This is a genomic window from Alteromonas sp. ABV4_515 (assembly GCF_056160345.1).
On the sequence record NZ_JBSWWZ010000006.1, the window covers coordinates 356,402 to 380,273 of the forward strand.

Genomic DNA, 23,872 nt, shown 5'->3' on the forward strand with positions numbered 1-23,872 from the left:
GAAACTGTGTTCCCATTAGTCGTGGTTGATTTGCCACATTCGCGACTCTTTTTTGTGGGGGATCATACTCTTTTATGTTTTGGCGAATAATTACACTGGCGATATTTTTTCTCGCCCTCTCTGCCTGTACCACTTTACCCGACGGCCCGGAAACCGCGGTTAACCTACCTTCGCAGCTGCAACAACTAACAACCGTGGATCACTGGCAGATAAAAGGGAAGATGGCTATTCGAAACGATAAAGAAGCCGTGAGTGCCCATTTAAACTGGAAAACTGATGCACCCGATTTTGATTTCCGATTAACCAATATGCTGGGAATCACATTGGCTACTTTATCAGTGAACGATGGCATGGCGAGCCTTGAAGCCGATGATAAGCACTATGAGGATACCAATCCGTCTCGCCTTATTTATCAAACAACAGGTTGGGACATACCGGTGAATCGGTTACTCAACTGGATAAAAGGCTTACCTCTAGCAGGCGATGACTACCAACTGAACGACAAACAACTGCTGGCATCGCTGTCTCCGGCCTGTGATAATTGTGGCAACTGGAAAGTGATTTACAGCAACTACGGTAATGTCGATGGCATTTGGTTACCTCACCAGTTAACCCTTACCCAAACGAACAATAGTAAAATGCTGATTAAAATCCGAATTGATGAATGGACAATACAGTAATGCAACCTTATGACTGGTGGCCCAGTCCCGCGAAACTCAACCTTTTCCTGCATATTCTTGGCCGATACGAGAATGGTTATCACCAATTGCAGACATTATTTCAAATTCTGGACCGCGGTGATGAACTGGCGTTTGAATTAGTGTCATCGAATGACATTACGCTGTCACCGTCAATTCCTGGTGTGAATGACGAAGATAATTTGATCATTAAAGCGGCAAAGTTATTAAGAGAGCACTGTGGTGTTAATCACGGCGTAAATATTTATTTGCGAAAAAACCTTCCCATGGGCGGTGGTATTGGAGGCGGTTCTTCAAACGCTGCAACGGTACTTGTGGCACTGAACGCGCTTTGGAATTGCAAACTGGATACCAGTGAATTAGCAGCATTAGGCCTCAAGTTAGGTGCAGATGTTCCCATATTCGTGGAAGGTCACACGGGTTTCGCTGGCGGTGTTGGCGAGGCAATTACTGCTACAGAACTGAACGAACAATGGTATTTGGTTGTTAACCCCGGTATTCATGTAGGTACTGCTGATATTTTCCGCGAATCGTCCCTGCCCCGCAACACACCTGCCATTGAGTGGGACAATTATACTTTTGATGCAACACATAATGATTGTCAGACAATTGTCTGTGATCGCCATCCCGAAGTTGCATTATTATTACAGTGGTTGCTACAATTCGCCCCGTCGCGGATGACGGGCACAGGCGCGTGTGTTTTTGCTATATTTAGTGATGAAATTTCAGCCAGGCGTGTTCTTGATACCTTGCCCGGAAAATGGACTGGTTTTGTTGCTAAAGGTGTAAACACCTCGCCCTTATTACAAAAACTAAAACCGTGAACGAAGCATCGGACATGAATTAAATTTTTGGGGTATAGCCAAGTTGGTAAGGCAGCGGGTTTTGATCCCGCCATCCGTTGGTTCGAGTCCAGCTACCCCAGCCACCACCTTTATCAATGCACTGAGGAAACACTTGTGCCAGATATGAAGCTCTTTGCAGGCAATGCTGTCCCGGAACTTGCCCATAAAGTCGCCGAACGCCTTTATACTAAACTTGGTAACGCCAGTGTTGGTCGCTTTAGCGACGGTGAAATCAGCGTAGAAATTCATGAAAACGTCCGTGGCTCGGACGTTTTTATTATCCAGTCTACCTGTGCACCAACCAACGACAACCTGATGGAACTGATCGTGATGATTGACGCCCTGCGTCGCGCATCAGCCGGTCGTATCACCGCTGTTATCCCCTACTTTGGTTATGCTAGACAAGACCGTCGTGTACGTTCTGCTCGTGTGCCGATTACCGCTCGTGTTGTTGCAGATTTTCTGTCTAACGTGGGTGTTGACCGCGTTCTGACCATCGATTTACACGCCGAGCAAATCCAGGGCTTCTTCGATGTGCCTGTAGACAACGCATTCGGTACCCCAATCCTGCTTGCCGATATGGTGCAGCGTGATTTTGTAGACCCAATCGTAGTATCTCCAGACATCGGCGGTGTTGTGCGTGCCCGCGCAACAGCAAAACTGCTGAACGATGCCGATTTGGCAATTATCGATAAGCGTCGTCCAAAAGCCAATGTGTCTCAGGTTATGAACATTATCGGTGACGTTAACGGCCGCGACTGTATCATCGTAGATGACATGATCGACACCGGCGGTACACTAGCAAAGGCTGCGGAAGCACTGAAAAACCATGGTGCGCGAAAAGTGTATGCCTACGCTACTCACGCCATTTTCTCAGGCAACGCGCCGAAAAACCTGAAAGAATCTGTCATTGATGAAATCATCATTACCGACAGTATTCCACTGTCGAAAGACATGAAAGCCACAGGTAAGGTTAAGCAACTTACGCTTTCTGAAATGCTGGCGGAAACCATTCGCCGTATCAGCAATGAAGAATCTATTTCGGCAATGTTTGAATACTAATATTCAACTTGTTTGAGCCTATCCAAAGCCGGCGCCGCAATGCGCCGGCTTTTTTTTACTTTAAACAGCGATTAGGAATTTTTAGATAGGCAACAGGTAATTCATTGTTTTTTCTGTGTGGACACTTAAAGGTTGATTGCCGACTATGTTACGGTAGAAATCGAATACTGATATGGATATCGCCATGAAATTAAACAAAGTCTTGTTGCCGCTAGCCCTGTGCTTACCCAGCTTTCAAAGTAATGCGGAAGATGCTCTCAGGCAACTCGAAGTAAAAATGGATGCCATTGCCACTGCAATGATAGAACCGAGCGATCCGGGATGTTCCGTGGGTATCATTCAGCAAGGGGAATTTATTTTCCAAAAGCATTACGGGCTGGCCAACGTTGAGCACAGCGTGCCCATTTCAGCTTCTACTCGCTTCAGAATGGCATCGGTATCGAAACAGTTTACTGCTATGGCAGTGTTACTTCTGGCCGATGATGGATTAATCAATCTTGATGACGACATCCGTAAGTACATTCCGGATCTCTATGAGTACCAGCACGAAGTCACTATCAACGCTATGTTGGGGCATTTTGCCGGTATGGGCGACTATGACACGCTGAACGAATTGCTGTCCGAACCATTACATTCCGTATCCGGTAAGCCTTTCAGACTAGGCGATGAGGATTATCTCTCCAACGATGAATATTATGACTTACTCAAGACCTTACCTTTGCTTACTGCACCGGAAAAGGAACAGCGTTACAGCAATTTCGCTTACAACCTTCTGACCTTACTGGTTGAAAATGTAAGTGGCCAAACATTCAGAGCATTTACCACCGCCCGAATCTTTACCCCTTTAGGAATGAAACACACCTTCTTTGCTGATGATAAACGTGAAGTTATTCCACACAGGGCTTACGGCTACATCAGCACAAAAAACGAAACAAGCGGAAAAGCGAAACTTGAAGTCAACATGACAAACCTCTATGTGACCGGGGATGGTGGCTTATTTACTACCCTTGAAGATATGCGTTTGTGGAACAACCAGTTTAGCAATCCAATTTTAGGTAAAAAGCCCGCCGAGCTTATCGCATTAATGAATACACCCAACGGCGATTTCCCTGATCGCGATGAACACAAATGGTACTACGCCAATGGTCAATACACAGACGGCCGCTATTACTTCCACAACGGTGGCTGGCTCGGAACAAGTACCAGTTTCATTCGCCGACCAGATACACACACTTCCGTGGTTGCCATGTGCAACAGTAATTCACTTGATACGAATGCCCTCACCTATCCAGTGTTCCAGATACTAACGGATCTAGGTTTGTGGCATGGTGAAGATCCATCGGTGTTTTAGATACAACATACTCTTTTGTTTGGTTTGTATGTTGGAAATAAAACAACAAAAACTATACTTACTGCGCTTGCGTGTTCATTCATTGTCCGTTCAGACTTTACACGGCACAATGGCCTTTTGAAATTGTTGTTAAGGATGCACCATGATTCGTCAGATTATGATGATTGCGGTTTTTGTTACTTGCGCCGCTTGCAGTGATACCACTGCATCAGTCAGCGAGCCTGTTTCACCGAAGACTAATGTTGAGGAGAGTAAAATGACGGAAGCAAAAAATAAAAACCTCTCTAAAATCAGTGGTCAGCTTCAGTATCAGGACATGGAAGGCGGTTTCCTAGGCTTCATCGCAGACAATGGCGAAAAATATACTCTTCGAGGCCTCGATAAACACTACCGTCAAAATGGTATGCGTTTGGTAGTCACTGCCGTACCCGTGGATGTCATGACCATCACGCAGTTTGGTAAAGTCATGCAAATTCAGGAAGTACTTAGTGCTGACGACAGTGAAGTTAAGCCCATCCCGCGCAAACCCGGCACTAGCCTCATGTAATGTAACATTTAAGTTTGTAACTCGAAGGGCGCAGTGGTAGAATTCGCCGCCCTTTTATTTCGGGGCCTGGCATAAATGCCAGATACGCGTGGGTTTTGGTCGCAAAAACTCACAAACGATAAACTTAAATTTTTGGAGACATTTCAATGTCTGAAGGTATTTTTAACCTGGATGCAGTAGTACGTACTGACCTGGGGAAAGGTGCGAGCCGCCGCCTGCGTCATGCTGACAAAGTTCCTGCAATCCTGTACGGTGGCGAAGAAGCCCCTGTTGCACTGACTCTTGAGCACAACAAAGTAAACAACGCTGCTGATTTTGAAGCGTTCTACTCTCACGTTCTGACTCTGAACATTGACGGTCAGAAAGTTGAAGCGTTAGTTAAAGACATGCAACGTCACCCGTATAAGCCTAAAATCACTCACATCGATTTCCAACGTGTTATCGCGGGTGAAGAGCTGCACACGAGCATCCCTGTTCACTTCATCAATGAAGACAAAAACGCAGCGATCAAAGCTGGCGGTATCGCAGAGCACCTGGTAACTGAAATTGAAGTTACTTGTCTGCCTAAAGACCTGCCTGAGTTCGTTGAAGTAGACATGGCTGACCTGGACATGGAAACAACTCTGCACCTGTCTGACCTGACTCTGCCTGCTGGCGTTAGCTCTGTAGAACTGGCGAAAGGCGACGACGCGCACAACCTGGCCGTTGTTACTATCAAGCCTTCACGCGCTTCTGTTGAAAGCAGCGATGACGAAGGCGAAGAAGGCACAGCTGAGGAATAATCAGCTTGTCATCAGATATTCGTCTGATTGTGGGCCTGGGAAATCCAGGCCCAGAATATGAAAACACGCGACACAACGCTGGCGTCTGGTTTCTTAATGAACTGGCGGCACGTTTCAATACCTCCCTCACGCCCGAAAGTAAGTTTTACGGTTTAACTGGCCGTATTACCATAGGCACACAAGATATTCGTCTGCTCTACCCTACAACTTTTATGAATAAAAGTGGTCAGGCCGTTGCTGCGATGGCAAACTTTTATCGCATCCCCGCAGAGAATATGTTGGTTGCTTTCGACGAACTCGATTTACCCCCAGGTATTGCCAAATTCAAAATGGGTGGTAGTTCCAGTCAAAATGGAATTCGAGATATCGTCGCCAGAATGGGCAATAATAAAGATTTCTTACGTTTACGCATTGGCATCGGTCATCCGGGCCATAAGAGTAAAGTAACCGGCCATGTACTTGGCAAACCACCGACAAATGAAAAAGCCGCCATCGATGATGTCATTGATGAAGCTGTCCGGTGTATAGAAATGCTAATCAAAAACGACTTAAAGCAAGCTCAGAACCGACTGCATAGTTTTAAAGCTGACGTTCAGGGCTAATCAACCAAACAAGGGTCCAGCACATGGGTTTTAAATGTGGCATCGTTGGTCTGCCAAATGTGGGTAAATCTACCCTGTTCAACGCTCTTACCAAAGCCGGCATTGAAGCGGCGAACTTTCCGTTCTGTACAATTGAACCGAACACAGGTGTCGTCCCCGTACCGGATCTGCGTTTAGATAAGCTGGCAGAGATTGTGAATCCTCAACGTGTTATTCCTACTACCATGGAGTTCGTCGATATTGCGGGTCTGGTTGAAGGTGCATCGAAAGGTGAAGGTTTAGGTAACAAATTCTTAGCAAATATCCGTGAAACCGATGCGATTGGCCACGTAGTACGTTGCTTTGAAAACGACAACATTGTTCACGTTGCTGGTAAGGTGAGTCCAAAGGACGATATCGACGTTATCAATACGGAACTTGCACTGGCTGATCTGGAGACCACAGAAAAAGCCATTCATCGTGTTGCAAAACGCGCTAAAGGCGGCGATGCCGATGCGAAGTACGAATTAAAAGTACTGGAAAAAATTAAGCCGCATCTGGACGAAGGTAATCTGTTGCGCTCTTTGGAACTGACCAAAGAAGAAATGGCAGCGATTAGCTACATGAACATGTTAACGCTGAAACCAACTATGTACATCGCTAACGTGAACGATGACGGTTTTGAGAACAATCCATTCCTTGATCAGGTGAAAGAAATTGCAGCGGGCGAAAATGCAGTAGTCGTTGCGGTTTGTGCCGAAATTGAAGCTGAAATCGCAGAACTGGATGATGACGAGCGTGAAGAATTCATGCAGGACATGGGATTAGAAGAACCAGGTCTAAATCGTGTAATTCGTGCTGGCTACAACCTGCTAACCCTGCAAACGTATTTTACTGCGGGCGTAAAAGAAGTACGTGCATGGACTTTCCCAGAAGGTTCAACCGCGCCACAAGCGGCTGGTAAAATCCACACCGACTTTGAGAAAGGCTTTATCCGTGCTGAAATCGTTGGCTACGATAACTTTATTGAGTTTGGTGGCGAACAAGGCGCCAAGGATGCCGGTAAATGGCGTCTGGAAGGTAAAGACTACATCGTTAAAGATGGTGACGTAATTCACTTCCGCTTTAACGTGTAAAGCATAGCTTTATAAGCATGTAAAAACACCGCCTGATGGCGGTGTTTTTGTTTTTACAGCCTGTGAAAGAAGGTTTGCCTTTTATAAGAACCGCAGAACCAGCCCAATAATGATGCCGGTTAAAATAAGCTGCACCAAACAAAAGCCCATGATGTCTTTTGCTTTTAGGCCAGCAATGGCTAAAACAGGTAAGGCCCAGAACGGCTGAATAAGGTTAGTCCAAGCATCCCCCCAGGCTACGCCCATGGCAACACGGTTAATATCTGCGCCCAATTCCAGCGCCGCAGGCAGCACCACCGGCGCCTGAACAGCCCACTGCCCGCCGCCCGACGGTACGAAAATGTTCACAATGCCCGCACTGATAAAGCTCCACACCGGTAGGGACTCTGCGGTTGCTAAACTAATCAGCCACTCTGACAGGCTCTGAGCAAGCCCTGACTGCACCATTACCGCCATAATGCCAGCATAAAACGGAAACTGGATAACAATCCCTGCTCCGCCTTTTACAGCCTGATGTAAACTGAACAATAAGCGCCGTGGCGTTTTGTGCAGAATAATAGCCAGAAACAAAAACAAGGCATTTACCACGTTCAAATTCAGCGTGCCGCCACCAACAAAGTACATGACTAAGTATCCCATTCCCGCAAAGCCAATTAACTGCGCCAGAATAATACTGTTCTCGAGTTTATCTGCGGGTCGGGTATTGGCTTCATCGACGGTGTGTTTATCTTCCAGCTTTTCAGCCGGCACGATCACGCTATCTTCCGGTTTTGGCATCATCAGACGGTTTACCAACGGCATGACGATAAACAAAATGACTACCAGAATAAGATTAAAGGTTGCGAAGATGGTTTCTGATGTATCAATAACACCAATTTGATCTACAGAAAAATGTCCCGGTGTAGCAATGGTTAAAGGTACAGAACCTGCAAGCCCACCATGCCAGACAACAAAACCAGAATATGCACTGGCCACCAGCAGGCGATAATCCACCTCAATGCGTTTCGCCAGCGCTTTTGCAAACAGTGCGCCCACCACAAGACCAAAGCCCCAGTTAAGCCAACTCGCCATTAACGACACCAGCGTGACCAGAATAATTGCTTTTCCCGCTGTATTTGCCAGTCCAGCCAGACTCTCCAGACATTTTTTCACCAGCGGCGTACTCGCCAGCATATAGCCGGTGACTAAAACCAGTAACATTTGCATGGAAAAGCTGAGTAATCCCCACAAACCACTCCCCCATTGTTCGACTACCGCGGTCAACGAATGGCCTTCTATTAACATCGCTGCGGAAAAAACCACCAGCGTAAGCAATAAAACGAAGATATAGGGATCGGGTAGGTAGCGTTCGACGAGTTTTACAAAAGGTGTTGCCACGCGATTCAACATAGTTTTGATTATTCCTTAAACAATTAGTTAACACCTTACCGAAAAAAGTCGAAAATTAAAGGAAATAAATTTTGAAAAAAGTGATTTTGAGGGGCTAAATCAGGGGTAACTCCCCCTTCAATACACAGAAAATATCGTTGAAAATCATGGATTCCTGTATTCTTATTAACCATTTTGCTGATAAATCCGGCATTTCGGTACACATTGTGACCACTTAGAAAAAGTTAGTAAAAAAGGGGTTGACGGTGCCCCGTCATATCCGCATAATACGCGCCACTTCCTGAGAGGGAAGAGAAAAAGAAGAGGCTACGTAGCTCAGTTGGTTAGAGCACATCACTCATAATGATGGGGTCGCAAGTTCGAATCTCGCCGTAGCCACCACTCTTCTTATTTATCTCTCAGGTATGTCCTAGTTGCGCGGAAGTGGTGGAATTGGTAGACACGCTGGATTTAGGTTCCAGTGCTTCACGGCGTGAGAGTTCAAGTCTCTCCTTCCGCACCATCTGTTGGGGTATAGCCAAGTTGGTAAGGCAGCGGGTTTTGATCCCGCCATCCGTAGGTTCGAGTCCTGCTACCCCAGCCATTATTTCGTTACGTTGAATCCTTTCAGCTAACACCCAGTTGATTGGGGTATAGCCAAGTTGGTAAGGCAGCGGGTTTTGATCCCGCCATCCGTAGGTTCGAGTCCTGCTACCCCAGCCATATTAAAAAAAGCCAGTCTTTTGACTGGCTTTTTTTATTTCCGCTTCCCTACCCGGAAAGCGTTATTTTTCATTCAGAAAAATAAGATAATTATTCAGAACAAGTGATGAATCACTTTTCCCGTTCGTCTGTTCTGATAAGATAAATAACAACACACAATCATAAGAACAAAATAAACAGGAATTCATGTGATTAACGATATTGTATCGGCCGTAAATAACGTGCTGTGGGGTGACGGCCAGGTGCTTATCGTCATGCTGCTCGGATGTGGACTCTGGTTCACATGGAAGCTAGGCGCTGTTCAGCTTCGCCACTTCACGCACATGTTCAAATTAATGAAAGGCAGTACCTCTTCTACCAAGGAAGGTATTAGTTCATTTCAAGCGTTGTGCACTAGCCTGTCAGCTCGGGTAGGTACCGGCAATCTCGCCGGTGTAGCCGTGGCCATTTCATTAGGTGGCGCAGGCGCGATTTTTTGGATGTGGGTCATTGCCTTCTTAGGCATGGCTACTGGTTTTGCCGAAAGTGTCCTAGGACAATTATATAAAGTCCGCGACGAGAACGGCGAATACCGTGGTGGACCGGCTTATTATATCAAGCAAGGGTTGAACAAAACCTGGCTTGCCGTTGCCTTTTCGCTTTGTCTCTTCTTTGGCTATGGTTTCGTATTCAGTGCAGTACAGGCCAACACGATTACCGATGCACTGAACAATGCTTACAGTTTTAATCCACTCTATTCTGGCCTGGTGATAATTGGCCTGGCGTCGTTGATTGTCGTTGGCGGATTACGCGGTATCGCTCGCTTCGCTGAATGGATTGTGCCGTTCATGGCCATTGGCTACGTACTGGCTGCCATCATTATTGTGGTGCTCAATATTACCGAGTTGCCCGCGGTGTTGATGTCTATTATTAAATCGGCATTTGGCTTACAAGAAGCCGGTGCGGGCATGCTAGGAGCCGCCATTAAAAATGGTATTCAGCGCGGGCTGTATTCTAACGAAGCAGGCTCAGGTAGTGTGCCCCACGCAGCTGCCAGTGCCGCGCCTAATCCGAATCACCCGGTATCGCAAGGATATGTACAAATGCTTGGTGTGTTTGTTGATACCATGATTTTATGTACGGCTACGGCGTTTATCATCTTATTGGCAGGCGGCGAAGCTACCGGTCACATGGAAGGGATTGGCATGACCCAAGCGGCCATGACCAAACATATCGGTATGGGCGGTGAAGACTTTGTTGCCGCTGCAATCTGTCTGTTCTCTTTCACTTCCGTGGTAGCGAATTATGCCTATGGTGAAAGTAACCTGCATATGTTCAAACTAGACAATAAAGCCGGGCGACTGGCTTACACCGTAGGTTACCTCGGCATGATTTTATGGGGTTCACAGGCCGCACTGCCAACCGTATGGGCCATGGCCGATATGGCGCTTGGTTTGATGTCTGTGATCAATATCATTGCTATTGTATGGATGACACCGACTATCGTTTCTATCAGCAAAGATTACTTTAGCAAACACGACCGCGGTGGCGATATGGAGTACAAAACTGGCGACTGTGAGATTCAGGGAAAAACTGAAGACGGTATCTGGTAAACGAATTACGGCTATCTGCTTAAGATAGCCGTTTTTGTTTTACTTCATCGGTGACCACGCAAACTTTTCGAATGCCGCATCTACAGGCGTTTCAGCAAGATGATTGGTATAATTACTCATCACTTTCTGAGCTAGAATTAATATAATATCTAACATATTTCTTGATGTGTAACCCGCATCAGTAAAGCCTTTCATCGCCGCATCGTCAATGTGTCCACGACCTCGGGTGACAGAGAGGACTGCATTTCTCAGGGCATTTAACTTTGCATCTTCAAGCTCTTCATTATTACGCAATGCATCAATGAGTTTATCATCAACTTTCATGCTTTTAGCAATGCCTGTATGCGCAGGGACGCAATAGTGGCACTGGTGTTCCACGTTTACCGTTTGCCAGACCACGGTTAATTCATCTGCAGAAAAATCTGTTTTCTGAGCTAAATCATGAAGCACCTGATAACCTTCCAGTAATTCAGGAGATGATGCCATGACCGCATGTAAATTGGGGATCATTCCGAAAGACTTCTTTGAATTTTCCAGTAATGGCTTAGCTTTATCGGGAGCAGTATCTTGAGTATGTAATGTATAAGTAGTCATAAAATTCTCCTTTAAGTAAAATAATCAACGCAATGTGGTTGCTCTGTAACTATGATATAGGGGTTTTGAACGACCGTTCAACCGCCAATTTGAACATTTGTTCAAAAAAATAATTTTTAGGCTATGTTTCATGAAATTAACCAATGAAGAACTGATTAAGAGTGCGACTGCAGTATTCTGGAAAAAAGGCTATAGCGCTGTGGGCATGCGTGAGTTGCAAACCGCATTGGATATGCGGCCAGGAAGCATTTACCACCGATTTAAAAGTAAAGATGGCTTGTTTCAGCTGGTGATAGAAACGTACGTAGAGGATAGTAAAAGTGATATAGAGGCCTGTTCCACCTTTCCGGATACGCTTGCAGAGTTAGAAAAATATTTTGTCAGTGTGACGACGTGTCCCGGAGACTTGCAGTACCAACGTCAATGTCTGCTGGTCAGAACACTTTCTGATATGGAACAATTGCCGGAAGCGATCAGGCAGGTAGTAGTTGAAGGGATGGCGGCGCTGAAATCAGCATTTTTGTTGGTGTTGAAGAATGCTCAGCAGCAAGGCGACATATCACAAGAAGCTGATCTCAATGAGCTGGCCGCCTGGCTTCAATGTCAATTCGTTGGTCTTAGAACACAGGCTTTTGTCTGTGATGACGATGAACAAACTAGACGACTGATAAGCAGAGCGATGAGCGAATTAAATAGCGCCGCCTGAGATGACACAGGCTGAATTAACCCTGCATCATCATCCGAATAAGCTGTATTACCAGTGATATCATCACCAACGGCCAAATCCAGCGGCTGATTTTTCCCGCGGTTTCCGGACTTACCCGCATATTCGAACGTTCAATCAGTGGCACGATGATAAACAGCGCCGCGAAAAGCACACCCAGTAAGATCAGAACTTCCATTCATCCATCCCCATCGCATATTTGAGTATCTTGTGTTTTATCGGCCCCGCCATATCAGCGCCTTTCAACATTAGGTTTCTAATCCATTTAACTGGGGGTATTTCATTACTAAACAAGAGGTAGAAACTGTCCATAGCCGACATCATCATTAAGTTGTCCCGCTTACGAGGTGCTTCATAAGCTGTCTTAAGCTGATGGTGAAATTCTGGCTGCTCCGGTTTACAGGTTGCAGTAACAGCCAACAACGCGGCCACATCTTTGAAACCGAGATTCACGCCCTGCCCGGCCAAGGGGTTAATGGTATGAGCGGCATCCCCTACCAGAATAACGCCGGGACGCACGTAGTCTGATGCGTGGGAACGGGTGAGCACAAAGGACGCTTTATCCAGTATGGAAAATGGACCTATCCGATCTGGAAAATGTGATTGGATTTCTTCAGTGAGTTGTTGCTTGCTTAAACTTTTCAGCTGTTTGATGCGCGTTGCATCGTCGTACCAAATTAATGAGGCATAATTGCCGTACATTGGCAACAGCGCCCTGGGGCCACTCGGGTAAAATTGCTGCCAGGTTTCAGAACCGGGATCACTTTGCAATTCTACCGTAATGCCCATAGCTTGTTGGCCATATTGCCATCCCGTGACGCCGATTTGTGCAAGCGCCCTCACCTGACTGCGAGCACCGTCAGCACCAATAAGGTAACGACATTGCAATACCTCATGATTGTCCAGTTCAACCGCGGTAATGCCTTCAGTTACTCGGTATCCAAGCAGTTTTGTCTGATTAATCCAGGTCACATCATAATCGGCAAGCGCCTGATGACAGCCAAGTTGTATCAGGCGGTTTTCAACAAAGTAACCTAAAAGCGACTGACCGATACTCTGTGCGTCAAATTCGGTGGCCATTGATGGCTGTTCCCACACCGACAATTTACTGTAAGGTTTCACCCGGTAATTCTCAATAAATGACCATGCCCCCAGCGCCCGCAGTAAATCCACCGAAGTGAGACTAATGGCTGAAAGTCGCAGGTCCGGCTTCAGGCCTGGGTCGAAAGCTTGCGGCATGGCTGTTTCAATAATAGCCACCTTATAGCCCTGTTGCGTAAGCCCCAACGCGAGCGCCGCACCCACCATGCCGCCGCCATTTATACAAAAATCGAACATATCTGATATTCCGGACATAACAACTCCCTGAGTAAGGCCGCATTATGACGCAAACTGTTTTTAACTACCAACCACCATGATTTCTGCCTTGCGTTAGATCAGCCAGCTATACTTAACCACATTAAAGTGCCTAACAGATTTAACGAATCACTGGGCAAACCGCACCACAAAATGTAAAATACGCGGCTATTTTGAACACATGCCGGCCATTTATCGTGATTACCCTTTGGTGGTCCCTGCCGGAAAACCTGAAATCGTGATGTGAATATGACCAAGAAGCTGTATATCAAAACCTGGGGCTGTCAGATGAACGAGTACGACTCGGAGAAGATGGCAGATCTATTGGACTCTACCCATGGTTATTCGCTTGCGCAGGAAGCTGAGGAAGCGGACGTTATCCTCCTGAACACCTGTTCGATCCGTGAGAAAGCACAGGAAAAGGTGTTTCACCAACTAGGCCGCTGGAAAAACCTGAAGAAAGACAAGCCAGAACTCATTATTGGCGTAGGCGGCTGCGTGGCCTCACAGGAAGGTGACCATATTCGTCAACGCGCGCCATTTGTAGACATCGTATTTGGCCCGCAAACCCTGCACCGCTTACCAGAAATGATTAAACAACTGCACGGCGGCGCATCGTCAGTGGTTGACGTGAGCTTCCCCGAAATCGAAAAATTCGATTCACTGCCCGAGCCGCGTGCAGAAGGACCTACAGCCTTTGTATCTATTATGGAAGGTTGCTCCAAGTACTGTACATTCTGCGTTGTACCTTACACCCGAGGCGAGGAAGTAAGCCGTCCGGTGGATGATGTGATATTAGAAATAGCCCAATTGGCTGAACAAGGTGTGCGTGAAGTCAACCTGCTTGGTCAGAACGTAAACGCGTTCCGTGGTGAACACCACGACGGTACTATCTGTCGCTTCGCCGAACTGCTTGAGCTGGTTGCAGCTATCGACGGTATCGACCGCATTCGCTATACCACGTCGCATCCGGTTGAATTCACTGACGACATCATCGCGGCTTATGAAAGCATTCCGGAGCTGGTTGATCATCTGCATTTGCCGGTACAAAGTGGTTCAGACCGCATTCTGAATATGATGAAGCGTGGCCACACGGCATTGGAATACAAATCAAAAATCAGAAAGCTGAAGAAAGTGCGTCCTAATATCTGTATGTCGTCTGACTTTATCATTGGCTATCCGGGTGAAACCGATGCTGATTTTGAAGCCACCATGGATCTCATCCAGGCCATTGATTACGACCTGAGCTTTAGCTTCATTTATAGTGCCCGTCCGGGTACACCCGCGGCAGACGCCGTTGATGACGTGAGCGAAGAAGTGAAAAAGCAACGTCTTCACCTGCTACAGCAACGTATTACACAGCAAGCACTGCGCATTGCCCGTCACATGGTAGGCACCGAACAGCGTATTTTGGTGGAAGGACCATCGAAAAAGAACCCAATGGAACTGTCTGGCCGTACTGAAAATAACCGCGTAGTGAATTTCGAAGGTATGCCTGACATGATTGGTGAATTCGTTGATGTGAAGATAACAGACGTATTCACTAATTCACTGCGTGGTGAAGTGGTTCGCCGAGAGAAAGATATGGGCTTGCGTGTGGCAGTTTCGCCCCAATCTATCATGGCAAAGCATCAGAATGACGTTCCCGATGCACTGGGCGTGGGTCAATACGTCCCCGCCTAATTTAATTTAAGAAGTGAGGAATAACAGAACTTGAGTACTCTGGTAAGCAACGAAGTAATTTTAGAACCTGCAGACAATAAACGTTTATCCAGCCTGTGCGGCCCGTTTGACGACAATATCAAACAAATTGAACGCAGATTGGGCGTTGAAATCAGCTATCGCAACAATGAATTTAAAATATTGGGCGAAGCACTTCAGGCCAACGGTGCTGCTGAGTTACTCAAGCTCCTCTATATTGAAACACAGCCGGTAAAGGGCTCAGTACCGCAACTCGAACCAGAACAAGTCCACCTGGCCATTCAGGAAGCCCGATGCCTTGAGCGTGAAGAGACCACCGTGTACGGGAAAGAGATTAATATCCGTACCAAACGTGGCGTCATCAAGCCCCGCAATCCCAATCAAGCACAGTATGTTGCCAATGTCGTTAATCACGATATTACCTTTGGTATTGGCCCAGCAGGTACGGGTAAAACCTATCTGGCGGTTGCCTGCGCGGTTGATGCATTAGAGCGTCAGGAAGTTCGCCGTATTCTGCTTACCCGTCCTGCGGTTGAAGCGGGCGAAAAACTGGGTTTCCTACCTGGTGATTTGTCTCAGAAAGTCGATCCGTATTTGCGCCCACTCTACGATGCGCTCTTTGAGATGCTGGGGTTCGAGAAAGTCGAGAAGTTAATGGAGCGCAATGTCATTGAAGTTGCCCCACTGGCTTATATGCGTGGTCGTACGCTGAATGATGCGTTTATCATTCTGGATGAGTCGCAGAATACAACCACCGAACAGATGAAAATGTTCCTCACCCGTATCGGCTTTAACTCCAAGGCTGTGATTACCGGCGATATCACGCAGGTTGATTTACCGCGCGGTGTGCGCTCAGGCTTGCGTAACGCCATTGAAGTGCTGGAGAACGTGAACGATATTTCGTTTAATTTCTTTAAAGCAGAAGACGTGGTGCGTCACCCTGTGGTTGCCCGTATTGTTACCGCTTATGAAAAGCACGACAGTGAACAGGAAAAAGTGCGTTTAGCAAAAAAAGTGGCCGCAGAACAGGAAAAACAGAATCAAGCTGCCGCCTCCAATACCGCAAATAAAGAGGCTGGTGACGCCGGGAACAAACCGTGACCGCCATCATCGACCTTCAGCAAGCTTATACTCCGCAAGATGCAATTGCGGCGCGCATTCCCGATGAATCCATGCTTACCACTTGGGCTAATGCTGTACTCGCGGCATTAGAAACCGAGGAGAAAGAAATCACGGTTCGCTTCGTTGATGAAGAGGAATCCCACGAACTGAATCATCAGTACCGTGGCAAAGATAAACCTACCAATGTGCTGTCTTTTCCGTTTGAATGCCCTCCGGGCGTGCCATTGAATTTGCTGGGTGACTTAGTGATATGCGCCCCTGTCATCGAGAAAGAAGCCAGTGAGCAAAACAAAATGGTGAACCACCATTATGCCCATATGGTCGTGCATGGAATCTTGCACTTACTGGGTTATGATCACATTGAAGACGATGAAGCAGAAAAAATGGAAGCGCTTGAAATTAAAATTTTAGCGCAATTATCCATTGACGACCCGTATCAAGAGCTTTAACTTTTACTAAAACACTCAATATTTAAGAGATTTATGAGCGAAGACAACCCTCACTCTACCAACGGCTCGACGAGCAAAGGTTGGTTCGATAAGCTACGAACGACATTTTCCGGCGAGCCGAGAAGTAAAGAAGATCTGGTGGATGTAATCACCGAAGCCGAGCACCGTGAACTTATTGATCCCCAAACCCGGGAAATGATTGAAGGCGTCATCGGTGTTAACGAGATGCGGGTAAGGGACATAATGATCCCCCGCACTCAAATGGCCACCATTGATATCAACCAGAAGGTAGACGAGTTTCTTCCTATTATCCTTGATACCGCGCATTCCCGGTTCCCGGTAATAAGCGAAGATAAGGACCACATTGAAGGTATTCTGTTAGCAAAAGACTTGCTGCTTTATGCTTTTACCCCCGATAAAGCGTTTGAGCTGAAAGACGTGATACGCCCGGCGGTTATCGTTCCTGAGAGTAAACGTGTGGATGTTCTGCTTAAAGAGTTTCGACAGCAGCGTTATCACATGGCTATCGTGGTCGATGAATACGGTGGTGTTTCTGGTCTGGTTACTATTGAAGATATTCTCGAACTCATTGTGGGCGAGATTGAAGATGAATACGACACCGACGAAGACGGCACTGACGACATCAAGCCGCTGAACAAGTCTACCTATACGGTGAAAGCACTCACACCGGTGGAGGACTTTAACGACTTCTTCAAAACCACGTTCAGTGAAGAAGAAGCCGACACCATCGGCGGTATTGTGCTGAAGGCTTTCGGGCACATGCCTGAAACCAATGATGAAATTACCATCAGTGATATTCATTTCAAAATTACTAACTCAGACAAACGTCGTTTGGTTCAACTCAAAGTGACAGTTCCCTCCATGGAGTAACGCGTTCTGAAAACGTTTGTTCCCTATTTACTGGCGCTCCTTAGTGGCGCCAGTGTTACATTTGCCTACGCCCCATTTTCTCTATGGCCTGTAACCTTTCTGGCCGTTGCGCTTGGTATCCGTCAGCTGACAAAAACCCGTCGCCCGTTTCTCACCGCTTGGTTGTTCGGCCTTGGCTGGTTTGGCGCTGGGATCAGTTGGGTACATGTCAGTATTGCTGATTTTGGTGGCCTACCTATTATTCTCTCAGTTGGGCTCATGCTCATACTTTGCAGCTATCTGGCGCTTTATCCCGCGTTAGCACTGTGGCTGAGCCAAAAGTACTTCCCACCTCGTTTATGGCCACTGGCGCTGCCATTTTTCTGGACATTCACTGAGTTTCTTCGAAGCTGGATGCTATCTGGATTTCCCTGGTTATCACTGGGGTACAGCCAAATAAACAGCCCTTTGGAAGGCTGGGTTCCGTTAATTGGAGAAACCGGCGTCACTGCCATTGTTATTGCGCTGTGCGCGGCTTTGGCGGTATATCGATTTAGCAAGCAGTATGTTGCGCTAGCGGCCCTGTTTATTGCTGCCTTTGTTCCCGGCTGGATACTTACTGGCAAATCGTGGACGCAACCTGCAGCAACCTACAAAATAGCGATGGTACAGGGCAACATTGCCCAGTCACTGCGTTGGGTACCAGAACAAGACATGCCCACCATGGAGAAATATCGCGCCTTGAGTGAGCCGCTATGGGACAGTGATTTGGTAGTCTGGCCTGAGGCCGCCGTGCCGAAATTGGAATTGCTGGCCAGTGATTATCTAGTAGAAATGGATAATTTAGCGCTGAACACAGACTCTGCGCTTATCACCGGCATTGTGAATTACAACTTTGAATCTGATGAAGCCTGGAATAACTTGCTCGTGCTGGGTAAACGTAAGCCTGACGATACGTACGGCAGCTATCATTATTTTCATAACAATCGTTATGCCAAGCACCATCTGTTACCCATTGGCGAGTTTGTGCCCTTTGAAGATATTTTAAGGCCATTAGCCCCGTTATTTGACTTACCCATGTCGTCATTTTCTCGGGGGGATTTTGTACAGACAAACCTGGTAGCAAATGGTATTCATTTGGCGCCGGCAATTTGTTTTGAAATCGCCTTTCCCTATCAGGTCGCCGCAAACGTACACAACGATACCGATATGATTATTACCGTGAGTAACGATGCCTGGTTTGGTCATTCCCACGGTCCGGCGCAGCATTTAGACATCGCCAGAATGCGGGCCCTAGAACTCGGTAGACCGGTATTGCGCGCCACCAATAATGGGATCACTGCGTTTATCAACGAAAAAGGTGACGTTACGTCAATACTTCCCCAGTTTGAGGCTGGCAGTTTGTCGCAAATCGTCCAGGCTCATAAAGGGATGACGCCCTACAAAAAGTTTGGCGATATTATGCTTTGGTTACTGACAACGGCTTTCTTAGCAGCCGCTTTTTTTATCAAGCGTAAACAATAACTTAACAAAAAAAGATATTACACCACCTGGAAAGCCAGTCGTCTTTTAATCAGGCTGGCTTTTTCGCGATTTGCCACCGATTTTTTGCGATAACCGTAATTCTATCTGTGCTCTGATTGAGTAAAGTATTCTATTCTAAGAATAAATCAGGGAATACCCAAAATGAAAACCAGAATATTAAAAACCGGTTTGCTTGTGAGCGCCCTCGCCCTTTCTAGCGCCCTCGCGTTTGCCAAGCCTTTAGTCATTACCGCCGATCGCATGATTGATGTGAAATCAGGTAAAGTGATTAACGCCGCCGCAGTGATTATCGACAATGACATGATTATCGACGCTGGCGCACGCAAAGCACTGGACCTTCCCGCCGATGCTGAAACCATGGCACTGGGCGACTATACGCTAATGCCTGGCCTAATGGATATGCACGTTCATCTTGTCGGTGATTCCGACCATCATGGTTATGCCACCTTGGGGACATCAGTATCCCGCTCACTACTGTATGGCGTAAAGCATGCCGAGAAAACCCTGATGGCAGGCTTTACCACCGTGCGAAATGTTGGCGCGCCGGGCTTTACCGATGTAGCCCTGCGTGATGCCATCAACGATGGGGATATTAAAGGCCCGCGTATGTTTGTATCAGGGCCCGCATTGGGCGTTACTGGCGGCCACTGTGACAATAACCTGCTGCCATACGACGCGCACGCGAAGAGTGAAGGTATAGCGGATGGTCCGTGGGAAGTACGTCAACGAGTGCGTGAGAACATCAAATACGGTGCGGATGTCATCAAGTTCTGCGCGACCGGAGGTGTACTTTCTAAGGGCACAAAAGTGGGCGCGCAACAGTATTCTGAAGAAGAAATGAAAGCACTCATCACCGAAGCCCATCTGCGTGGCCTGACCGTGGCCAGCCACGCACACGGCACCAGTGGCATCAAAGCCGCAATTCGCTCAGGAGTAGATTCAGTAGAACACGTGAGCCTGTTAGATGATGAAGCCATTGAACTAGCAAAAGCGCACGGTACTTACTTCTCCATGGATGTATACGTAACGGAATATATTTTAGGCGAAGGTGCCAAAGCGGGTATTCTGGAAGAGAGCCTGGCGAAAGAACGTATGGTGGGCAGCGTACAGCGGGAGAACTTTCGTAAAGCTGTTAAGGCCGGTGTAAAAATGGTATTCGGCACCGATGCCGGCGTATATCCTCACGGTGATAACGGCAAACAATTTGCTCGTATGGTGAAATTTGGTATGACGCCCATGCAGGCCATCCAGGCGGCAACCATCAATTCAGCTACCCTGTTGAAGCAGGAAAAAAACCTGGGCACCCTGGAAGCAGGTCGTAAAGCCGATGTGGTAGCCGTAAAAGGCAACCCTCTTGATGACATGTCGCTTATGGAAGAAATTGGTCTGGTGATTAAAGACGGCCACGTTGTAAAACAACTGGCGATGTAACCGCCAAGGGCGATACGACTCTCGTATCGCCCGAATCCTTCTGGCATACTGTCGCCGAACACGTGTTGTTGCCCAGGTTGGGGACAACCAAACCATATTGCTTAACAGGATATGCCCATGCCTTCTATCGATCTGACACCACTCTACCGTTCGTTTATCGGCTCTGATCACCTTGCCACCCTAATTGAGGCCGCAAACCGCGCAGAAAAACAAAGCAGTTACCCGCCCTACAACATTGAATTGCTCAGCGAATACAAATACCGCATTACCATGGCGGTAGCAGGCTTCAGCCAGCAAGAAGTTCTAGTAGAAGTGCAGGACAACACCTTACGTGTTGCGGGTAAAAAAGCGCAAACCCAGCAAACAGAACGCAAGTTTTTGCATAAGGGCATTTCTGAACGTAACTTTGAGCGCAAATTTCAGCTGGGCGACAACGTGAAAGTACTGGCCGCCGATATGGAAAACGGCTTACTACATATTGATTTGGAACGTATTATTCCTGAACCGAAAAAAGCGCACCGCATACAAATTGGCGGCAATACGCTGGGCCATAACGAGTAGCGAATAGCGATTTTAAGGCATTAACTGCTGCGCTAGCTTGTCATAAATAGGCAGATGATGCTCATGGACATCTGCCTGATTAATGCGACTTAGCGCTTCCCGGCCAGCTTCCTCTCGTCCCAGCAAAACATCCAGTTCGATAATGCGTAACTTGAGATAGGTTAGATCTTTGCTTTGATATTCACCAAGTGCAGTTTGCATAGAGGCGATTGCCTGCTCAAACCAATAACGAGACAGCTCAAATTGCTCAGTTTTGCGCAGTGCCACAGCGAGATTCGCTTGTCCGAAGGCCAGCATCATAGGTTCGCCAATTTGCTCACTGGCGTCGACAACTAAACGATAATATTCAATCGCCCGGGGGTAGTCCTTCAAAAACCAAGCTACATGGCCAATCGAGAGATTGAGTGGTGCTTTCGCGTAAGGGTTTTGTATATTGGCTGTTTTGTCCACGGCCCACTTTGCGACGTCGTTGGCCGTTTCATACTGTTTCAGGTAATTGTACAGATTAATTAGTTCAGCGAGTCGACGAGGGTCAGGCAAACGGTCAGAGCTAGACATGATCAAGTCACGGGTAAGGCGAACATATTTTTCACCGTTGGCGGTATCTCCCTCAGTGAGCAATTTCTTTGCATAAATGGTGTAAACGACAATGCGAAATACATCGGGGGCGTTTTCTAATCTCGCATAGCCTGCCACTTCATCAATGGAGATATCAAGGTTTTCAAGCTCCCAGCGTGCCGAGAGGTTGTAATACATCAACATGTACCAATCACGTTCGCCGGCAGTTTTATGTTTCAATAGCGCTGACGTTTCAGTTCGACACGCCACTGCATCTATCAAACAATCGTCCAGACTTGCATAAGACAACGCAAACGCACTGGCAGAGAAACCAGTACAGTAAAAAATAAATAATCGGATACCGTGGAGCACAACACATTCCCGGTCAGGTAGACATCTGAGTTTTCACTTCCTTACCTGTACGCAGAGGGCGCAAGAAATAGCCTAACGGCAAACTCTCAAGCGTGAAGAGTGATACAGCGAGCAAAAGCCCAGCCTGAGACAGTGTAGTTATCCATTTTTAAAATTGCCCAGGCATACTCCATCTGCGCAACAACGCCGGAGTATACCTTAATTTATGAAAAGTGTTTGCATGAAAATGCAACAAACAAAGTGCCAGACAATTAGCGTCCAGCGGAAAGATGAGTTTTGGTGAACAAGTGCGTTTGCGAAAGCCAGTCTTTAAGCACTGCATGTTCAGTGTCACTAATCCCGATCACTGACATGTGGGTTTCGTTATTGTTTATAATTCGCGTTACATTATCCAGCCCCTGCCAGCGCTCTGTGCGACGAATGTTACTGGCTAAGTCCATACCCGAGCCGTAAGTCAGAATGGGCACTGACAACGCTGGCAAATCAGAAAACATATCGGTTTGTTCCAGCGTGATGCCAGCACGGCTTAACGCTAACTCAGCTCCAGCCTTAATTGATGAGTCTGGAACCAGTTTGCTCAATCGAGGTTTGAACATATGTGCCACACCAATGGTAGCGCGATCGAAACGATCCATGGGCGCAAGCAGAATAAGGCCAGAAATGGCATCCACTTGACGGGCCGTTTTTACTGCGGCCAGTGCGCCCATAGAGTGACCCACCAAATAAACAGGCTCGTCGGCGACAGGAATGATTTGTTCAATGAATTCTGCTAACAGGTCACCATCGCGCACACCAAAACCTAATGGTGCCTGAGACTCACCCTGCCCCATGAGATCTGGTTCAATAACACGAAACCCGAGGGCCTGAAAATAGAAGCCGGTGTTCATCCAGCTCTCTTTCTTGGCGCCATAGCCATGAATTAGTACAACGGTACCTGAAAATTCGCCGACATCTTCAGGGGATAGCGTGACTTCTTTTAGAAAACTAAATTGATTGCCAAAATCCCGGGAAACGGAAAAAGATAACGAAGGTGGCTGTTGAATCGCTGCCGCACCATCGCGGTAAGGAATGCAATAATTTGAGACTTCACTACACCAACGCTTTTCAACTACACCCCAACGGGCATACTCTGCATCGAGCGTTGCTTGTTCGTAATGAATAATTTGTGTGGGAGATTCTATGCGCTCCGCCACCATCCTTGAGCAGCCACTGAGAGCGATAAAAACAACTAGCAAAAATACGTGTTTCACTGCCTGTACCGCGTTACTTCTCTGCAGCCGGATGGCTGGTAGCTAAAAAATGTGGAACGCCGCAAGCGGCATTCCACGTTCGACATCAGATATATTCCACTTCTGTGATTTCAAATTCCACAGTGCCGGCGGGTGTCTGAATATTCACCACATCGTCCAACTCTTTACCAATCAGACCGCGAGCAATCGGTGAATTGACCGAAATCAGATTGTTTTTAATATCGGCTTCATCATCGCCAACAATGCGGTAAGTGGTTTCCGCATTGGTTTCCAGATTCATAATGGTGACGGTGGTACCAAAAATAACCTTGCCGGTGTTATCCATTTTGGTCACGTCGATGATCTGGGCATTAGACAATTTGCCTTCAATATCCTGAATACGGCCTTCACAAAAACTCTGCTCTTCACGGGCTGCATGATACTCGGCATTCTCTTTCAAGTCGCCGTGTTCACGGGCTTCCGCGATAGAATTAATAATTCTTGGGCGGGTTACCGTTTTCAGTTCATTTAATTCTTTGCGCAATAACTCTGCGCCACGAGCGGTCATCGGATACTGACTCATGGGGAATTCTCACTTTGTTTATTGGGTCTCCTGACCCACTGATCGCTGAGTTAAAAAAAGTGCGCCGAATGGGCGCACTTTTTTGTAATGCT

General features: G+C 47.1%; 24 protein-coding genes and 5 tRNA genes. 22 read left to right on the top strand and 7 right to left on the bottom strand.

The features are described 5' to 3' along the window. Positions 1 to 74: 74 nt before the first annotated feature. From lolB to ychF, 9 genes are all read left to right on the top strand, one after another. The gene (gene lolB, locus ACXAGX_RS15885; RefSeq protein WP_474818197.1) at positions 75 to 680 is read left to right on the top strand and encodes a lipoprotein insertase outer membrane protein LolB; all 606 of its coding nucleotides are present in this window, start codon (positions 75 to 77) and stop codon (positions 678 to 680) included. Continuing rightward, the gene (gene ispE / locus ACXAGX_RS15890) at positions 665 to 1,522 is read left to right on the top strand and encodes a 4-(cytidine 5'-diphospho)-2-C-methyl-D-erythritol kinase (RefSeq protein WP_474818196.1); all 858 of its coding nucleotides are present in this window, start codon (positions 665 to 667) and stop codon (positions 1,520 to 1,522) included. Before lolB ends, ispE begins: the two co-directional genes overlap by 16 nt. Positions 1,523 to 1,550: 28 nt before the next feature. After that, a tRNA-Gln gene (locus tag ACXAGX_RS15895) sits at positions 1,551 to 1,626 on the top strand. A gap of 31 nt (positions 1,627 to 1,657) precedes the next feature. Next, the gene (locus tag ACXAGX_RS15900; protein ID WP_070123533.1) at positions 1,658 to 2,605 is read left to right on the top strand and encodes a ribose-phosphate pyrophosphokinase; all 948 of its coding nucleotides are present in this window, start codon (positions 1,658 to 1,660) and stop codon (positions 2,603 to 2,605) included. A 184-nt stretch (positions 2,606 to 2,789) separates the two neighbouring features. After that, positions 2,790 to 3,956: a serine hydrolase domain-containing protein gene (locus ACXAGX_RS15905; RefSeq protein WP_474818195.1), complete on the top strand. Its 1,167-nt coding sequence runs from the start codon at positions 2,790 to 2,792 to the stop codon at positions 3,954 to 3,956. Between the two features lie 142 nt (positions 3,957 to 4,098). Next, on the top strand, positions 4,099 to 4,503 hold the full coding sequence (locus ACXAGX_RS15910; RefSeq protein WP_474818194.1) for a hypothetical protein: 405 nt from the start codon (positions 4,099 to 4,101) through the stop codon (positions 4,501 to 4,503). 146 nt (positions 4,504 to 4,649) lie between these two features. Then, on the top strand, positions 4,650 to 5,285 hold the full coding sequence (locus ACXAGX_RS15915) for a 50S ribosomal protein L25/general stress protein Ctc (RefSeq protein WP_474818193.1): 636 nt from the start codon (positions 4,650 to 4,652) through the stop codon (positions 5,283 to 5,285). Positions 5,286 to 5,290: 5 nt separating this feature from the next. Next, positions 5,291 to 5,887, top strand: coding sequence for an aminoacyl-tRNA hydrolase (gene pth, locus ACXAGX_RS15920; RefSeq protein WP_474839511.1), 597 nt, complete (start codon positions 5,291 to 5,293; stop codon positions 5,885 to 5,887). Between the two features lie 23 nt (positions 5,888 to 5,910). Beyond that, a complete protein-coding gene (gene ychF / locus ACXAGX_RS15925; RefSeq protein ID WP_474818191.1) occupies positions 5,911 to 7,002 on the top strand; it encodes a redox-regulated ATPase YchF in 1,092 nt (363 codons plus the stop codon). 81 nt (positions 7,003 to 7,083) lie between these two features. Here the strand turns inward: ychF and ACXAGX_RS15930 are convergent, their stop codons facing one another. Further along, positions 7,084 to 8,391 carry a short-chain fatty acid transporter gene (locus ACXAGX_RS15930; RefSeq protein ID WP_474839513.1) on the bottom strand — a complete coding sequence of 436 codons (1,308 nt, stop codon included), beginning with the start codon at positions 8,389 to 8,391 and terminating at the stop codon, positions 7,084 to 7,086. Positions 8,392 to 8,695: 304 nt separating this feature from the next. Between ACXAGX_RS15930 and ACXAGX_RS15935 the strand changes: the two genes are divergently transcribed. From ACXAGX_RS15935 to ACXAGX_RS15955, 5 genes are all read left to right on the top strand, one after another. After that, positions 8,696 to 8,772: transfer RNA gene (locus ACXAGX_RS15935), tRNA-Met, on the top strand. A 36-nt stretch (positions 8,773 to 8,808) separates the two neighbouring features. Further along, positions 8,809 to 8,893 (top strand) — tRNA-Leu (locus tag ACXAGX_RS15940). A gap of 5 nt (positions 8,894 to 8,898) precedes the next feature. Further along, positions 8,899 to 8,974 (top strand) — tRNA-Gln (locus ACXAGX_RS15945). A 43-nt stretch (positions 8,975 to 9,017) separates the two neighbouring features. Continuing rightward, positions 9,018 to 9,093 (top strand) — tRNA-Gln (locus tag ACXAGX_RS15950). A gap of 188 nt (positions 9,094 to 9,281) precedes the next feature. Next, a complete protein-coding gene (locus tag ACXAGX_RS15955; protein ID WP_474818189.1) occupies positions 9,282 to 10,685 on the top strand; it encodes an alanine/glycine:cation symporter family protein in 1,404 nt (467 codons plus the stop codon). A 39-nt stretch (positions 10,686 to 10,724) separates the two neighbouring features. On the opposite strand, the gene ACXAGX_RS15960 is transcribed toward ACXAGX_RS15955, so the two are convergent. Next, positions 10,725 to 11,279, bottom strand: coding sequence for a carboxymuconolactone decarboxylase family protein (locus ACXAGX_RS15960; protein ID WP_474818188.1), 555 nt, complete (start codon positions 11,277 to 11,279; stop codon positions 10,725 to 10,727). Between the two features lie 130 nt (positions 11,280 to 11,409). Between ACXAGX_RS15960 and ACXAGX_RS15965 the strand changes: the two genes are divergently transcribed. Continuing rightward, positions 11,410 to 11,985, top strand: coding sequence for a TetR/AcrR family transcriptional regulator (locus tag ACXAGX_RS15965; protein ID WP_474818187.1), 576 nt, complete (start codon positions 11,410 to 11,412; stop codon positions 11,983 to 11,985). A 16-nt stretch (positions 11,986 to 12,001) separates the two neighbouring features. Here ACXAGX_RS15965 and ACXAGX_RS15970 read toward each other — a convergent pair whose 3' ends face one another. Further along, positions 12,002 to 12,181, bottom strand: coding sequence for a hypothetical protein (locus tag ACXAGX_RS15970; protein WP_070123522.1), 180 nt, complete (start codon positions 12,179 to 12,181; stop codon positions 12,002 to 12,004). After that, on the bottom strand, positions 12,169 to 13,341 hold the full coding sequence (locus tag ACXAGX_RS15975) for an FAD-dependent monooxygenase (RefSeq protein ID WP_474839611.1): 1,173 nt from the start codon (positions 13,339 to 13,341) through the stop codon (positions 12,169 to 12,171). The genes ACXAGX_RS15970 and ACXAGX_RS15975 overlap by 13 nt, the downstream gene beginning before the upstream one ends. Before the next feature lie 267 nt (positions 13,342 to 13,608). Here ACXAGX_RS15975 and miaB point away from each other — a divergent pair, with 267 nt between their 5' ends. The 7 genes from miaB (at position 13,609) to ACXAGX_RS16010 (ending at position 21,038) form a co-directional block, all read left to right on the top strand. After that, complete coding sequence (miaB, locus tag ACXAGX_RS15980) at positions 13,609 to 15,042, top strand: tRNA (N6-isopentenyl adenosine(37)-C2)-methylthiotransferase MiaB (RefSeq protein ID WP_474818186.1); 1,434 nt, start codon at positions 13,609 to 13,611, stop codon at positions 15,040 to 15,042. Between the two features lie 30 nt (positions 15,043 to 15,072). Further along, positions 15,073 to 16,161 (top strand): PhoH family protein, encoded by a 1,089-nt coding sequence (locus ACXAGX_RS15985; RefSeq protein ID WP_474839515.1) that lies wholly within the window; start codon positions 15,073 to 15,075, stop codon positions 16,159 to 16,161. Then, entirely contained in the window at positions 16,158 to 16,631 is a 474-nt protein-coding gene (gene ybeY, locus ACXAGX_RS15990; RefSeq protein ID WP_474818184.1) for an rRNA maturation RNase YbeY, read from the top strand. Before ACXAGX_RS15985 ends, ybeY begins: the two co-directional genes overlap by 4 nt. A 33-nt stretch (positions 16,632 to 16,664) precedes the next feature. Continuing rightward, complete coding sequence (gene corC, locus ACXAGX_RS15995) at positions 16,665 to 17,522, top strand: CNNM family magnesium/cobalt transport protein CorC (protein WP_474818182.1); 858 nt, start codon at positions 16,665 to 16,667, stop codon at positions 17,520 to 17,522. 6 nt (positions 17,523 to 17,528) lie between these two features. After that, a complete protein-coding gene (gene lnt, locus ACXAGX_RS16000) occupies positions 17,529 to 19,025 on the top strand; it encodes an apolipoprotein N-acyltransferase (RefSeq protein ID WP_474839613.1) in 1,497 nt (498 codons plus the stop codon). A 162-nt stretch (positions 19,026 to 19,187) separates the two neighbouring features. Then, positions 19,188 to 20,477: a Xaa-Pro dipeptidase gene (locus tag ACXAGX_RS16005; protein ID WP_474839517.1), complete on the top strand. Its 1,290-nt coding sequence runs from the start codon at positions 19,188 to 19,190 to the stop codon at positions 20,475 to 20,477. Between the two features lie 117 nt (positions 20,478 to 20,594). Continuing rightward, positions 20,595 to 21,038: an Hsp20 family protein gene (locus ACXAGX_RS16010; RefSeq protein ID WP_474839519.1), complete on the top strand. Its 444-nt coding sequence runs from the start codon at positions 20,595 to 20,597 to the stop codon at positions 21,036 to 21,038. 12 nt (positions 21,039 to 21,050) lie between these two features. On the opposite strand, the gene ACXAGX_RS16015 is transcribed toward ACXAGX_RS16010, so the two are convergent. The 3 genes from ACXAGX_RS16015 to greA all read right to left on the bottom strand — a co-directional run bounded on the left by ACXAGX_RS16015 (position 21,051) and on the right by greA (position 23,780). Continuing rightward, positions 21,051 to 21,968 carry a tetratricopeptide repeat protein gene (locus tag ACXAGX_RS16015; RefSeq protein ID WP_474839521.1) on the bottom strand — a complete coding sequence of 306 codons (918 nt, stop codon included), beginning with the start codon at positions 21,966 to 21,968 and terminating at the stop codon, positions 21,051 to 21,053. A gap of 251 nt (positions 21,969 to 22,219) precedes the next feature. Beyond that, positions 22,220 to 23,218, bottom strand: a complete 999-nt coding sequence (locus ACXAGX_RS16020; RefSeq protein ID WP_474839523.1) for an alpha/beta hydrolase — start codon at positions 23,216 to 23,218, stop codon at positions 22,220 to 22,222. Between the two features lie 85 nt (positions 23,219 to 23,303). Further along, a complete protein-coding gene (gene greA / locus ACXAGX_RS16025; RefSeq protein WP_474839525.1) occupies positions 23,304 to 23,780 on the bottom strand; it encodes a transcription elongation factor GreA in 477 nt (158 codons plus the stop codon). Between the last annotated feature and the right edge of the window lie 92 nt (positions 23,781 to 23,872).